The sequence below is a fragment of the Streptomyces sp. NPDC096176 genome, from assembly GCF_044763255.1.
Lineage (GTDB): Bacteria > Actinomycetota > Actinomycetes > Streptomycetales > Streptomycetaceae > Streptomyces.
In genome coordinates this window covers 137,301-150,620 of sequence record NZ_JBIWFV010000015.1, presented here as the reverse complement: position 1 = coordinate 150,620, position 13,320 = coordinate 137,301, and the positions used below count along the sequence as shown (strand labels likewise).

The 13,320-nt window shown below is 71.2% G+C and carries 13 protein-coding genes; 8 read left to right on the top strand and 5 right to left on the bottom strand.

Features of this window, described 5'->3' with window-relative positions; all coding sequences use genetic code 11:
- The coding region (locus tag ACIQ7Q_RS31110) for a transposase (protein ID WP_403869490.1) at positions 1-101 on the top strand (101 nt) is incomplete at its 5' end.
- Positions 102-171: 70 nt separating this feature from the next.
- On the opposite strand, the gene ACIQ7Q_RS31105 is transcribed toward ACIQ7Q_RS31110, so the two are convergent.
- Entirely contained in the window at positions 172-744 is a 573-nt protein-coding gene (locus ACIQ7Q_RS31105) for a GNAT family N-acetyltransferase (protein ID WP_403869456.1), read from the bottom strand.
- 20 nt (positions 745-764) lie between these two features.
- Positions 765-1,385, bottom strand: coding sequence for a TetR/AcrR family transcriptional regulator (locus tag ACIQ7Q_RS31100; protein WP_403869453.1), 621 nt, complete (start codon positions 1,383-1,385; stop codon positions 765-767).
- 114 nt (positions 1,386-1,499) lie between these two features.
- Here ACIQ7Q_RS31100 and ACIQ7Q_RS31095 point away from each other — a divergent pair, with 114 nt between their 5' ends.
- The 3 genes from ACIQ7Q_RS31095 (at position 1,500) to ACIQ7Q_RS31085 (ending at position 4,431) form a co-directional block, all read left to right on the top strand.
- On the top strand, positions 1,500-2,477 hold the full coding sequence (locus ACIQ7Q_RS31095) for an alpha/beta fold hydrolase (protein ID WP_403869450.1): 978 nt from the start codon (positions 1,500-1,502) through the stop codon (positions 2,475-2,477).
- A gap of 143 nt (positions 2,478-2,620) precedes the next feature.
- Positions 2,621-4,072: an ISL3 family transposase gene (locus ACIQ7Q_RS31090; RefSeq protein WP_403869447.1), complete on the top strand. Its 1,452-nt coding sequence runs from the start codon at positions 2,621-2,623 to the stop codon at positions 4,070-4,072.
- A gap of 158 nt (positions 4,073-4,230) precedes the next feature.
- Positions 4,231-4,431, top strand: a complete 201-nt coding sequence (locus ACIQ7Q_RS31085) for a hypothetical protein (protein WP_403869444.1) — start codon at positions 4,231-4,233, stop codon at positions 4,429-4,431.
- Positions 4,432-4,549: 118 nt separating this feature from the next.
- Here ACIQ7Q_RS31085 and ACIQ7Q_RS31080 read toward each other — a convergent pair whose 3' ends face one another.
- Both ACIQ7Q_RS31080 and ACIQ7Q_RS31075 read right to left on the bottom strand, forming a co-directional pair.
- On the bottom strand, positions 4,550-5,179 hold the full coding sequence (locus ACIQ7Q_RS31080; protein WP_403869441.1) for a sigma-70 family RNA polymerase sigma factor: 630 nt from the start codon (positions 5,177-5,179) through the stop codon (positions 4,550-4,552).
- A 187-nt stretch (positions 5,180-5,366) separates the two neighbouring features.
- Positions 5,367-6,128 carry a hypothetical protein gene (locus ACIQ7Q_RS31075; RefSeq protein WP_403869438.1) on the bottom strand — a complete coding sequence of 254 codons (762 nt, stop codon included), beginning with the start codon at positions 6,126-6,128 and terminating at the stop codon, positions 5,367-5,369.
- Between the two features lie 265 nt (positions 6,129-6,393).
- Between ACIQ7Q_RS31075 and ACIQ7Q_RS31070 the strand changes: the two genes are divergently transcribed.
- Both ACIQ7Q_RS31070 and ACIQ7Q_RS31065 read left to right on the top strand, forming a co-directional pair.
- Positions 6,394-7,536, top strand: a complete 1,143-nt coding sequence (locus ACIQ7Q_RS31070; protein WP_403869487.1) for an MFS transporter — start codon at positions 6,394-6,396, stop codon at positions 7,534-7,536.
- Positions 7,537-7,562: 26 nt separating this feature from the next.
- Positions 7,563-8,561: a sugar ABC transporter permease gene (locus tag ACIQ7Q_RS31065; protein WP_403869435.1), complete on the top strand. Its 999-nt coding sequence runs from the start codon at positions 7,563-7,565 to the stop codon at positions 8,559-8,561.
- On the opposite strand, the gene ACIQ7Q_RS31060 is transcribed toward ACIQ7Q_RS31065, so the two are convergent.
- Positions 8,558-9,730, bottom strand: a complete 1,173-nt coding sequence (locus ACIQ7Q_RS31060; RefSeq protein WP_403869432.1) for an acyl-CoA dehydrogenase family protein — start codon at positions 9,728-9,730, stop codon at positions 8,558-8,560. The two genes, ACIQ7Q_RS31065 and ACIQ7Q_RS31060, sit on opposite strands and share 4 nt — an antisense overlap.
- Positions 9,731-9,853: 123 nt before the next feature.
- On the opposite strand from ACIQ7Q_RS31060, the gene ACIQ7Q_RS31055 reads away from it, so the two are divergent.
- Both ACIQ7Q_RS31055 and ACIQ7Q_RS31050 read left to right on the top strand, forming a co-directional pair.
- Positions 9,854-11,596 carry a CoA transferase gene (locus ACIQ7Q_RS31055; protein WP_403869429.1) on the top strand — a complete coding sequence of 581 codons (1,743 nt, stop codon included), beginning with the start codon at positions 9,854-9,856 and terminating at the stop codon, positions 11,594-11,596.
- Entirely contained in the window at positions 11,593-13,260 is a 1,668-nt protein-coding gene (locus ACIQ7Q_RS31050; RefSeq protein ID WP_403869427.1) for a class I adenylate-forming enzyme family protein, read from the top strand. The genes ACIQ7Q_RS31055 and ACIQ7Q_RS31050 overlap by 4 nt, the downstream gene beginning before the upstream one ends.
- Positions 13,261-13,320 lie beyond the last annotated feature (60 nt).

Here is a 13,320-nt window from a genome sequence, read left to right as displayed (position 1 = left end):
TGCACGGTCGCTTCTGGTCCGGCTCCTACTTCGCAGGAAGCTGCGGCGGCGCGCCGCTCCAGGTGGTCAAGGACTACATTGAGAACCAGAAGCGGTTGTGACCGCGCTTCCGTGATGGCTACGCCTTGGCAATGAGATCGGCTCGACAGGGGGTATGCGGCCACCCATCGACTAGGGCGCCTCGTTTGGATCTCGGAGTCCTGGTGTGTGATCGCGTCCGTTTGTGGCCCTGTTCGCCGGTTGGGCAATGTAGATCCAATCGAAGCCGTCGTATCCCTGGGTGTCGAGATGCTGTGCTCGGCTGAGCCCGGCGCGTATTGCCACGCGCTGGGAAGCAACGTTGGCTGGTCGAACGCGGGCGATCAGCGGGAGGTCGGGCAGGTGACGGGATGCCCAGGTGGCAACTGCGGCTGCGGCTTCACCGGCGAAGCCCTGGCCCCAGGCCGAGGTGGCGAAACGGTAAAAGAGGTTCAGGACCGGGGCCCCGAGCAGTTCCATGGGCTTGATTCCGCAGAATCCGAGCTGCTGAGCGGAGCCGTGGTGCCGGACAACCCAATACCCGTATCCGTACTGCTGCCACTGGTCGTCCCAACGCTGGTAGAGCGCCTCTGCTTCCTCAAACCGGGCGAGTGCATCGGACGGGTTGTGGGTACAGGTCTCAGGATCACGGTGGACGGCGAAGATCGCGTCGACATCGGCTGCGGTTGGGCGTCTCAGCAGGAGCCGGGCGGTCGTCAGCTCCACGGCTGCTGGGCTCCGGTCTCTCATGTCAAGACCTCATCACCGGTGCGGAAGATTCGGTTCAGGTGGTGGCCCAGGACTGTGGTCGCGGACTCCGGGCTGCGCTGGCCGACGAGGATGCCGGTGCCGAGTCCCGCAGACATGGCAAGCAGGCCGGCTGCCTCCAACCGCGCGTCCACACCGGGCTCAAGCAGTGCCGCTTCCTGCGCCTGCCGAAGGAGTTCGGTCAGGGCATCTTCGGCGGCATCAGGGTTCTTGATGAAGGGCTGAGCTGCGAGCGCCGGGTCGTTCACGGCCAGAACCGCGTAGGAAGTGTAGAGGTGGTGGAAGGTGCGGCTCTCGTCGTCCGTCGGCAGCGCCGCCATCAGCAGCGCCTCGACCATCGCGCGCGGACCAGGACTGTCCCCGGCGGCCCGTACACGGGCGGAGACCCGCTCCCCGAATCTCTCCGCCAGAAGCTCCAGCCCGAAGAACAGCAACTTTTCCTTGGTCTGGAAGTAGTACTGCACCAGCCGCAGCGATACGCCCGCCTCCGCTGCCACATCGCGCATCCCGACGGCATGCAGCCCGCGTCGGCCGGCGACCCGGACGAGTGCCTCGGCGATCTCCGTGCGCCGTTCTGCGTGGTCTACGCGCTTGGGCATCGGCCGGTTCTCCGCTCGTCGTTCCTGCTACGGCTCTCACACGGCCTTTCATGATACAGCTGTACCAACTCCGTGGTACGTTCGTATCACAAAACCGAGACGCCGGAGGTGGCCATGCCCGAGACCGCTGCCCGAACCCAGGCCGATGTCGGCCGTTATGTGAGCGATGCCTGGCGGGAGCGTTACTTCACGGCCTGCGATGCGGTCTACGCACTGGGAGCGCCCGCGCTCGCGGAAGAGGACGTGGAAACGTCCTTCGGCACCACGCACGTCTACCGCTATGGCACCGCGAACGAGGCTGTCCGATCCCGCACCCCCGTCGTCCTGGTGCACGGGGCGGGCTCCTGCTCCGCCATGTGGTACCCGAACACCGCCGCCCTCAGCGCGGACCGCCCGGTCTTCGCGATCGACACCCCGGGTGATCCCGGCCGCAGCGTGCAGCGCGAACCCATCCACCAGCCCGAACATGCTGCGCAATGGCTGGATGAGACGCTCGCCGGGCTCGGGCTCGACCGCGTCCACCTCGTGGGCGCCTCGTACGGTGGCTGGCTTGCCCTGAACCAGGCGCACCGCAGGCCCAATCGCCTGGCCTCGGTCACCTTGCTCGACCCCGGCGGCCTGGAGAAGGTGGGGCTGCGCTTCTTCGTCTGGCTCTTCGCCGGTCTCTTCGCGACCTTCGCGCCCAAGGCGCTCCGCCCGCGGCTGGCGGCCTGGCTGGAACAGCCGGTCCTCGTCGTGCCGGAACTGCGCACGATGATCAGAACAGCGGTGCGCGCCTACCGCATACGCCGCCCGGCGCCGCTTCCCCTGTCCGAGGAGGAGCTGTCCACCATCCGGACTCCGCTCTATCTGGTACTCGGCAAGCGAAGCCTCCTCGTGCACCCGCAGCAGCAAGTGGAACGTGTGCCGCGCCTGGTCCCCGGCGCCCGAGCCGAGATCATCTCCAACACGGGCCACGGGCCATGGATTGACCATGCGGAGGAAACCAACCGCAGGATGCTGGACTTCATGGCCTCCGTCGACCGACAACCGCCCACGCCGACGGGCCAGGCCCGTGCCGAGGGACAGCCCGGCCAGAGCCTGGGCCGGTAGCGCCCGGACTGCAGGACCGTTCCACCAGGGGATCCCTCCGTCATGCGAGTGGAGACGCTTGAGGACCTCCTTTTGCCGGGCCCGAACCTCATGGTGCGGCAGCTCACGACCATCGATGGCAACTTGGTGCTCGACGCGGCCGGATGCGGGCCGCCGGGCAGCTGTCCGCAGTGCACGCATCCCGCCACGCGGGTTCACAGCCGATATTGGCGTCAATATCCGAGTTACCCATCGGCGGGCGGGGGTTGATCGTCCGTCTGCACGTGCGTCGGTTCTTCTGTGATCAGATCCAGTGCCCACGCCGGACATTCGTGGAACAGGTGGCGGGCCTGACCGAAGCACGTCGCCGTTCTTCACCGGCGGCACGGTCGGCGATGAGGGCGGTGGCGACGGAACTCGGTGGGCGCCCGGGCCAGCGTCTGTGCGCGAAGCTGCGGCTCCCGGGCCGACGGACTGCTTTGCTGAGTCAGCTGGTCGCCCCGCCCGTGCCGGCCCAGGCACCGCGGATACTGGGCATCGATGAGTTCGCGTTCCGTAAAGGGCGGACCTACGGCACGGTCCTCGTCGACGTCGAGAGCTCCAGGCCCGTAGACGTCCTGCCTGACCGCGAGACCGGCTCGGTTGCCGCTTGGCTCCAGGAGCACCCCGGCGCCGAGATCGTGTGCCGTGACCGTCTGATGGCCTTCACCAAGGCCATCAGACAGGCGGCACCCGGCACTCTCGAAGTCGCCGATCGCTGGCACCTTCTCCAAAACCTCTCGACGGCCGTAGAGAAGACGTGCCGCCGACACCGCGCATGCTTGCGCCGACACGCCACCACGGAAGCAGGACCGCCGTCGGCTGCCCCAGCGACTCCCCTCCTGGATCGCGTGCGCCAACGCCACAGAGACGTCAACGAATTGGCCGCCACGGGGCTGTCCCTCAGCGCCATCGGCCGCCGCCTGCAACTGGACCGCAAGACGGTACGGCGCTACCGGCACAGTGGGCTTGACGACCTCCTCGCCTCGGCACGCGACCGGGGCGCAGGTGTACTCGACCCGTTCGCCGACTACGTGCAGCACCGCTTCAAGGCCGGTTGTACGAGTTCCATGCAGCTCTACCGCGAGTTGCTTGCGCTCGGCTACACCGGTGGCTACCACGTCGTGAACCGCTATGTGAGAACCATCAGGAAGGGCGTAGCCATCCCCACCCAAGCGACGATGTCCAGCCCTCGCACCATCACCTCATGGATCATGCGCCCGCAGGACACACTCCGCCCCGCGGATACCGCACAACTGGAAACCATACGGAACGCCTGCCCGGAGATCGCCGCCGCCTGTCATCTCGCACGGGAGTTCACGACCATGGTCCGTCACCGCCAAGGCAACCTTCTCCGAGACTGGATCCAGAAAGCTGAGCTGAGCGGCCCCGAGGCCATCGGCGTCTTCGCCAACTCCGTCCGCCAGGACCTCCCGGCCGTCACCGCTGGTCTCACCCTTTCCTACAGCTCCGGCATCGTTGAGGGCCACGTGAACAGAATCAAGACGATCAAGCGCCAGATGTACGGCCGAGCCTCCTTCACCCTGCTCAGAGCCCGCATACTCCTCCAGCCGTAGTCGTCACGGAAGCGCGGTCACAACCCCAGAAGCGGCCGAACTGAGCGCGGCTATCGTCGCAGAGCACTCTGAAGCGATGCTGCGGCGCTCCGCGCCGCAGCGCTCAGGATCGGATTCCTTCCCCGCCTGAAGGCGGGGATTCCCTCCGAAGAAGAGGGATGGAGATACAGCACGCGCTCGAAGGCAGCATGGCGGCGAACAGCCTGCCGCCCGGGACCAGGATGGGTGAGCAATTCCGGGCAGCGGCAACTGAATCCGCGTTGAAAGCCATCCGGAATCTCCCCAACAAGCAGGTTGAACACCGCACGGTGAACGAGTTCTCCACGTTCGTGTGTCCGGCCCATCGCGCAAGGATGTGATCCGGCACGCCCTTGTTGGCCCGGTACGTGAGGCACGACGAACGAGCCCGACGTTTACGTCGGTCGTGCGTCGGGGTGCGCGGGGTCCCGGGCCCGCGTGGCAGGACGCAACGGCCCGTCATGCCGCGGCGGCCACCGGCGTGCAGCGCTCGGCCTCGTCCAGCAACTCGATCAGCGAGGTGCGGGCCCGGGAGACCCGGGAACGCACCGTGCCCACCGGGCAGTCGCTGACGCCGGCCGCCTCCGCGTAGGGAAGCCCCACCAACTGGGTGAGGACGAAAGCCTCCCGGCGGTCGTCCGGCAGCGTGTCCAGCAGCTCCGCGAGGGCGATGCCGTCGTCGAAGCCGGGCAGGTCGCGCGGCTGGACACGCTCGGCGGCCGACTGCCAGTCGTCCATGTCCGCCAGTCGGGGACGGGAGGAGCTGTAGCGGATGCTGTCGATCACCGCGCGGCGGGCGATGGACAGCAGCCAGGTGCGCGCCGAGGAACGGCCCTCGAAGCGGTGCAGGCTGCCCAGGGCCCGCAGGAACGTGTCCTGGGTCAGGTCGTCGGCATTCTGGGGGTCGGCACCGAGGAACGTCACGTAGCAGCGGACGTCTCGGTGCAGGGCGCGGACGAAGAGGTCGACGGCATCGGGGTCGCCACTGCGGGCGGCGAGTGCCCAGGCAGTGATCGAGTCGTCTCTCGACCCCTCCTTCGACTCATCTCTCAATTCATCGCGCGTTGCGGACAGGACAGGAGTGAGCACCTGGTGTCTCTCCTTCTCGGGAATCCGGGGAACCCGTGTCAGGGCCGGCGCAGCGCAAGGAAGCGGGCGGCACGGCGCAGACCGGTGAAGGGATGGACGGCCGGCGCGGGAGTGCGCGGCCGATGCCCGAGGCAGAGAGCCGACGGCTCCTCGTCCTGCGTGGACGGCCTCGGGAAACCGGCTGTCGTCAGGCGACAGCGGTCCCCGCGGGCGGTCCCCGAGAAGTGATCGCGTGGGTGAGGAGGAGCTGCCGCAATGCCCGGTCCGAACGGCCCCGGCGGGTGCGCACACGCGGGCGGTGCGGCGGTGCGGGCAGCCGGAGGATCAGCCGCAGCGGGGCGACGAGCCAACCGGTGAGCGCCCGCAGGATGCGGAAGGCGGCGCGCTCGCCGTGGCCGAGCCACAGGCCGCACAGCAGCGCGGCGAGCAGGTGGGCGGCGAGCATGCCGGTCGGGGACATGCCGCCCATGCCGTGGTTTAGAGAATGCGCGGCCCCCATGTGGTCCATAGACCCCATGGCACCCATCGCGTGGCCCATGGAAGCCATGGAACCTGTCGAGGCCATGGAGTCCATCGAGGCCATGGACGTGGACATGGCGTCATGCTCCGTGCCCGCGCCCGACGGCGAACCGCACAGCAGGTAACCCAGCCACCGCCGGACGAGCGACCCGCCACCGGACGGTTCCGGGTGTGCGACGGCCTGGGCGAGGGAGAACGACGAGTGGAGTACGGCCTGGGCGGCGACCGTGAAGGAACCGACCATCACCGGCCCTCGCTCCCGGCCGGCCGGCCACCAGGCCGTGCCGCCGGTCAGGGCCGCTCCGGCGGCCATGGCCCACCAGGGCACCGCGGTCCCGGACATCATGACGTGCCCCAGGGAGGTGAGCAGCACGCAGGCGGCCGCGAACACAGCGGCCCTGAGCGTGCGAGAACACCACCCAACAGTCATGGCCGCTCATCCTCGCAGTCCGGGTCTCACGCGTCACGAGAGGGTACGCACATTGCCCTGCAGCCTGACTCAACCGAGCACTTGTGATACATGCCACAGCAATGGGTGGGAACTCACGGGGTGTTCGTGCCGACTCCTGCCGAGGGCCCGGGAAGTGCCGCCGGGTGGAGCGGAGTTGAGGAGAGTGCCGGTGACGGAGGAGCAGGCGGAGCAGAGTGAGAACCAGGCCACCTCCGGGAGTCGCCCCGCCCGGGGGCCCACTGCCTTGACCGCGCTGCTGACGTGCGCCATGGCCTTCTCGATGATGCAGCTGTTCCTGCTCGGCGCCCTCGGCCCGCGGCTCGTGGACGACTTGGATGTGTCGCCCACCGTGCTCGGCCTGACCACCACCGTCGGCTTCGGGGCCGCCTCCGTGCTGTCACCGGTCGGCGGGCGCGTGGTGGACCGTCTGGGCCCGCGGCGCTGCCTGGTCGCGCTGCTGCTGGTGTCGGCGGCGGCCCTGGCGTTGATCGGGTCGGCGCCGGGAGCCGGGTTCCTGCTGGCGGCGGTCGCGCTGGGCGGACTGCCGCAGGCGCTGGCAAACCCCGCCACGAACAAGACGATCCTGGCGGCCGTTCCCGCCGAGCGCCGTGGCTCGGTGACCGGGATGAAGCAGTCGGGCGTGCAGCTGGGCGCGTTCGCCGCGGGACTGCCGCTGGCCGCGCTGGCCGGGATCGCCGGCTGGCGGGGCGCGGTGTGGGCGGCCGCCGCGACGGCGGCGCTGGCCGCGGTCTGGGCGGCCCGTACGCTGCCCGCCGATCCGCCCCCGAAGTACGCGCCGGCCTCCTGGATCCCCCGGGGCACCATCGCCTGGCTGGCCGGCTTCTCGCTGCTGCTGGGCTGCGGCATCGCCTCCGTGAACACCTACCTCGCCCTGTACGGCGCGCGGCGGCTCGAACTCGGCCCGACGGCGGCCGCCGCCCTGGTGGCGGTGCTGGGCGTCGCGGGAATCGCCGGGCGGGTCGGCTGGTCCAAGGTCGCCGGGCTGCCGGGGCGGGCACGGTGGCTGCCGGGTGGGCTGGCGGCCGGGGCGGTGGGGGCGGCGCTGCTGCTCGCGGCCTCGGCGTACGCGCATCCGCTGGTGTGGGTCGCGGCGCCGGCCGTGGGCGTCTTCGCGGTCGCCGCGAACGCGGTCTCCATGGTCCTGGTGATGCAGCGTGCCGCGCCCGGCCGGGCCGGCCGGGACTCGGCCCTGGTCTCGGCCGGCTTCTTCGCCGGTTTCGCGATCGGTCCCCCGCTGTTCGGTCTGCTGGCCGCAGCTGGGCGCTACGGGACGGGATGGATGCTGGTGGCGGGTGAGTTCGCGGGCGCGGGCCTGGTGGCGCTGGTGTGGGCGGCGCGGGAGCGGCGATCGGCCCTACGGCCATGAGCACGGCGCCTGCGGCCAAAGACCCCATGGATACGACTGCTGCCGTCCCCGACTGGGCCGGCCCCGCGCTGGCGTCCGTACTCGGCCGGGTGGCCGTCACCCGGACCGAAGTCGGCGACCGCTTCCCGCTCTTCGCAGACCCCGGCAGCGGCAGGTGGACGACGACCGGGCGGGGCTCGTGGACGGGCGGCTTCTGGGCAGGACTGTTGTGGCTCCGCGCCCGGCATACGGGGAAGGAGACCGACCGCGAGGCCGCCATGCGGTGTACAGGCCGGCTCACCGATTGGGTGGACGCCGACACAGTCACCCGCGGACTGATCCTCTGGTACGGCACCGCGCTCGCCGACACACCGAAGGCCGCCGCTCTGCGCGTGCGGGCTGCCCACGCCTGCCGGGACGCCTACGACGCCGAACTCGGCCTGGTCCCTTGGGGCTCGGCGTTCGGCGGAGCCCGTCTCCTGGCGCGCGTGGACGGGGTTCCCGGCATGGTGTCGCTGCTGGCCTTGGCCGACTCGCAGGCGGCAGAGTCCCATCTGCGCCGCCACCTCGAACTCTGCCTCGGCGCGAGCACCTTCTGCTGGTCCTGGCGCTACGAGCGGCCCGCCGGCTGGGCTCCCTGCGACGATCCACCGCCCGGATGGAGTCGCGGTCGCGCCTGGCTGCTGCTCGCTGTCGCCGATGCCGCGCACCGTCTCGGTGCCGACGATCTGGCGACAGCCGCAAGCCACTTGCTCCAGGGGCCGACTGTGCCGCCGGCCGATGAGGCACACACCGAAGGCCCTCTCGACACCTCCGCCGCCGCCATCACCGCGGTGGCCCTGCTCAAGCTGGGCCACCGCGACCAGGCTGTCGCCCTGCTCGGCGAACTCGTCAGCTCCCATGTCACGGACGACGGCCGCCTCCTGAACGGCTGCTACGACCTCGCCTCCGGGACGGCGACGCGACACGAGTTGATCTGGGGCGACTTCTTCCTGGCGTACGCACTCGCCGCGCTCACCGGACTCGTGGACGTGCACGACGCTTAGGTGGTGCCCAGGACCCGGCGCGCGACCGACGTGATGTGCAGCTCGTCCGGGCCGTCGAGGATCCGGGCAGCCCTGCCGGAGCGGAACAGGGCCGGCAGCGCGGTGTCCGGACCCAGGCCCGCGGCCCCGTACACCTGGATCGCCGCGTCCGCCACCTGCTGGAGGGTGCGGGCGGCGGCCACCTTGGCCAGGCCCACCTCCACATGGGCGTCGAGGCCGGCGTCCAGGCGGGCCACGGCCTCGTACACGAGCGGACGGGTCGTGCGCAGGGCGAGCAGTGACTCGAAGACGTGGCGCTGGACGAGTTGGAGATCGCCGAGCCGGCCGCGGGAGCGGGTACGGGTCACTGCGCGCTCGCGCATCAGGTCGAAGGCCCGCGCCGCCTGCCCCAGCCAGCGCAGGCAGCGCAGGGTACGGCCGAGTTGGAGTCGTTCACTCGCAACGGCCAGGGCCTTGCCACGCTCGCCGATCAGGTGGTCGCCGTCGACCACGACCTCGTCCAGGGCGATCTCCCACTGCCCGCTCGCCCCGAACACCGGCAGCTCCCGCACCACGCGGAAGCCGGGTGAGCCGGTCGGCACCAGGAGCAGCGACAGCCCTTCCCTGTCCGCCGGTTCGCCGTCGGTGCGGGCGAGGACCGTGACCAGGTCGGCGCCGGCCGCCCCGCTGGTGAACCACTTCCGCCCACTCACCCGCCAGGTGCCGTCCTCCTCCGGCACGGCGCGGGTGGCGGTGAGGAATAGATCCGTACCGGGCGTCTCCGGCTCCGTCATCGCGTAGCAGGCCCGTGTCTCTCCGGCGACCATGCGCTCGGCGTACCGGTCACGTACGCCGGGGCTGCCGTGGCGCCACAGCATCAGCGTGTCGAGCAGCGGTGCCGAGCCGAGGGCGGCCGGTCCGTGGTCGCTGGCTCCCTCGGCCTCGGCGACGTGTGCGTACGAGCGCAGGGGCAGCTCCTGGCCGCCGAGTTCCGAAGGCAGGGGGAGCGCCCACAGTCCCTCGGCCTTCGCCTCCCGCTGGAGTCCGTGCAGAAGTATGGCGGCCTCCGGTCCGCCGGCGTCCAACACCGGCTCACACGGAATCACCCGGTCGCGTACGAATGACGCGACGCGCTCTTTCAACTCTGCGGTGTGCTCGGGGCATTGGGGCGCTCCGGTGATGTTCTCCATGCGGACTTCCTCACTTTTCTCCGGGGCACGGGAACCCCGGCCGTCGACCGTCCGACTCCCTCTTCCGTGGAACTGGTCGGGGGCGAGGGCCCCCGGGTTCCCGCACGTCAGGAAAGGAGAGGCATGGCAACTCCAGCCACACCGGCCATCGCGCGGACGTCCGGACCGCTAGACGGGCTCCGCTTCGAGGGGTCAGGTCCACCGGGTGCGTCGGACGCGCTGGTCGCGGAGCATCTGCGGCTGCTCGGCGCCCGGCCTGACGGCGGTTCGGGGGGCCGGTTCACCGTCACCGGGCGCGACTTCGGCGAGATCACCGCCCGCACCACCTGGGGCGAGACGGCAGCCGACGAGGCCACCGCCCAGGCGGCCACCGGCATCATGGCGGTGCACGGCCGCCGCGACGGCGCCGCGCGCGGCCTCGCGGTCGACTACGCCGCCACGGCCACCGGCGTCCTCGCCGTGCAGGGCCTGCTGGCCGGGCTCCTGGCGCGGACACGCGGAGCCGGGCGCATCACGCAGGTCGAGGTGAGCGCCGAGCGGGCCGGTCTGCTCACGGTCTCCCAGTACCTGGCCGCCACCGGCGCAGAGGAGGGCGAGGCCGCCGAACTCGCCCCGGGAGGGCCGCCGTTCACGTCCGCCGACGGAACGGTCTTCGAGCTGGAGACGCTCGACCCGGGGGTGTGGGCGGGCTTCTGGCGCGCCCTGGACGCCCCCGCCGAGGCGATCCGCCGGGGGTGGCGGCCCTTCCAGTTCCGGTACGCCACGGCCTGCGCACCCTTCCCTCAGGCGCTGCACGAGGCGGTGCGGGTAAGCACCTGGGCGCGGATACAGCACGCCGCCGACGTGTCCGGCGCCGATGTGTGCCCACTGCGCTCACTCGCCGAACGGGCGGCCGAGTACGACGGAGCGGCCCCCTGGGAGCTGACCCCGCACGACAACGCCGCGTACTCCCCCGCACGGGCCCCCGACAGCCTGCCTCTCGCCGGATTCACCGTCCTGGAGGCCGGCCGCCGTATTCAGGCCCCGCTCGCCGCTCACGTCCTCGGACTGCTGGGGGCGGAGGTGATCCGGATCGAGCCGCCGGGCGGCGACCCCTTGCGCGGTATGCCACCCGCCTGCTCGGGCATCTCGGCCCGGTGGCTGGCGCTGAACCGGGGCAAGAAGGCCGTCGAGGTGGACATCAAGTCCCCCCTGGACCGGGGTCAGTTGCGCGAGATGGCCGCCGACGCCGATGTGTTTCTGCACAACTGGGCGCCCGGCAAGGCCGCCCAGCTCGGCCTCGACCACGAGCACCTGGCCGCCGTCAACCCCGCGCTCGTCTACGCGTACACCAGCGGCTGGGCCGACCGGCTGCCCGACGCCCCCATGGGCACCGACTTCATGGTCCAGGCCCGTACCGGGGTGGGTGAGGCCGTCCGCCCCGCCGACGAACCGCCCGCACCGTCCCTGATGACCCTGCTCGACGTGCTGGGAGGACTGCTGGGAGCCGAGGCGGTCCTGGCGGGGCTGCTGCTGCGCGAGCGGACCGGGCACGGGGTGCGCGTGGACTCGTCCCTGCTCGGTGCCGCCGACGTACTCACCGCGCCTGCCCGGGCCCGGGTGGTGCAGGGGCTCGACCCGCGTCAGCCGGCCGGGTTCCGCCGCCCGCTGCGCACCGCCGACGGCTGGATCGCCCTCCCGGACCACGCTGCGATCCCCTACGACCTAAGCGAACTGCCCACGGATCAGGCACTGGACCGGCTGCGCGACCGTGGCCTTGCCGCCGTCCCGGTCGTCACCGGCCTCGCCGATCTCCTCTCCTCCGGCTCGATCAGCCGCGACCCCCACGGCGCCCCCGCCGTCCCGACCCCTTGGAGCTTCGCATGACCGTGGACCTGCACGACCTGCTTCCCGCCGAACTGCGCCGCGCCTGGGCCCTCGACGGCACCTGCCCCGACCTGGACCTGTACAGCCTCTTCCGCGCCCGCCAGATCGCCGACCTGCACCGCACCGCGATCCTCGACGCCAAGGGCAAACTCTGTTACACCGCCCTCGACCGCAAGGTGCGATGTCTGGCGGCCGGGCTGTCCGGGCTCGGCATACGCGCCGGTGACGTGGTCGGCATACAACTCCCCAACGGACGGGGCGCCGTCATCGCCGACCTCGCACTGGCCGCCCTCGGCGTGATCGCGCTGCCCTTCCCGGTGGGCCGGGGCGAGCGCGAGGCGGCCTCGCTGCTGCGCAGAGCGGAGGCGGTCGCCGTCATCGCCGCCACCGAGCACCGCGGCAACCACCATGCCGCCGGCCTCTCCGCACTGACCGGCGAACTGCCCGCCCTGCGCACGGTGATCGCCGCCGGGCCCGGTACGGCCCCCGAAGGCACCGTCGCCCTCTCCGCACTCCTGCGCACCGACCCGAAGTCCTTCACCGCGGCCCGCCCCGACCCCGACTGCGCCGCCCGCATCCTCGTCTCCTCCGGATCCGAGGCCGAGCCGAAGATGGTGGCGTACTCGCACAACGCCCTGGCCGGCGGCCGCGGCAACTTCCTCGCCTCCCTCATCCCCGACGACGAGCCGCCGCGCTGCCTGTTCCTGGTACCGCTGGCCTCCGCCTTCGGCAGCAACGGCACCGCCGTCACCCTCGCCCGGCACGGCGGAACGCTCGTCCTGCTCGACCACTTCACCCCCGAGGCGGCCCTGGCAGCGCTCGCCGAGCACGAACCCACCCACGTCCTGGGCGTACCGACCATGATCCGCATGATGCTGGACCGCATCGCGGAGGCCGGCCGACCGGCGTTCACTCCTCCGACGGCCGTCGTCGTCGGCGGCTCACCGCTGGACGAGGCCACCGCCGAGGAAGCCCGTCGGGTCTTCGGCTGCCCGGTCGTGAACCTCTACGGCTCGGCAGACGGCGTCAACTGCCACACCGGACTGGGCGACGACCCCTTGCGCGGCGCAGGGCCCGGTGTCCTCGCCGGCCACCCCGACCCGCGCGTGGCCGACATACGCATCGCCGTCCCCGGCACCCCCACGCTGCAGGAGGCGCCGAAGGGCTCCGTGGGCGAGATCGTCGCCCGCGGCCCCATGACCCCGCTGTGCTACGTCGCCGCCCCCGACCTCGACGCCCTCTATCGCACCGCCGACGGCTGGGTGCGCACCGGCGACCTCGGTGTCATCGAGGAGGACGGGAACCTGCGGATCGTCGGCCGCCTGAAGGACGTCGTCATCCGGGGTGGCGCCAACATCAGCCCGGCCGAGGTGGAGATCGAACTCGCCACGCATCCGCTCGTCCGGGACGTGGTGTGTGTCGGCGTACCCGATGTGCTGATGGGCGAGCGGCTCGCGGCCTGCGTCGTCGCGCGCGGCCAGGCGCCCACGCTGGAGGAGTTGTCCGCACACCTGGGCGGGCGCGGCCTGGAGCGGCGCAAGCACCCCGAACGGCTGCTGGTCCTTGGGGAGTTGCCGCTGACCCCCGCAGGCAAGCCGGACCGAGCGCTGCTGCAGGAGCGGTGCGGGGCGGTGGCGCAGGAGTCCGTGGCGCAGGCTGTCTGATCCGTGCGGCACGCGTACTCGCATGTGAGAGGGGCCGCCCGGAAGTCTCCTGGCGGCCCC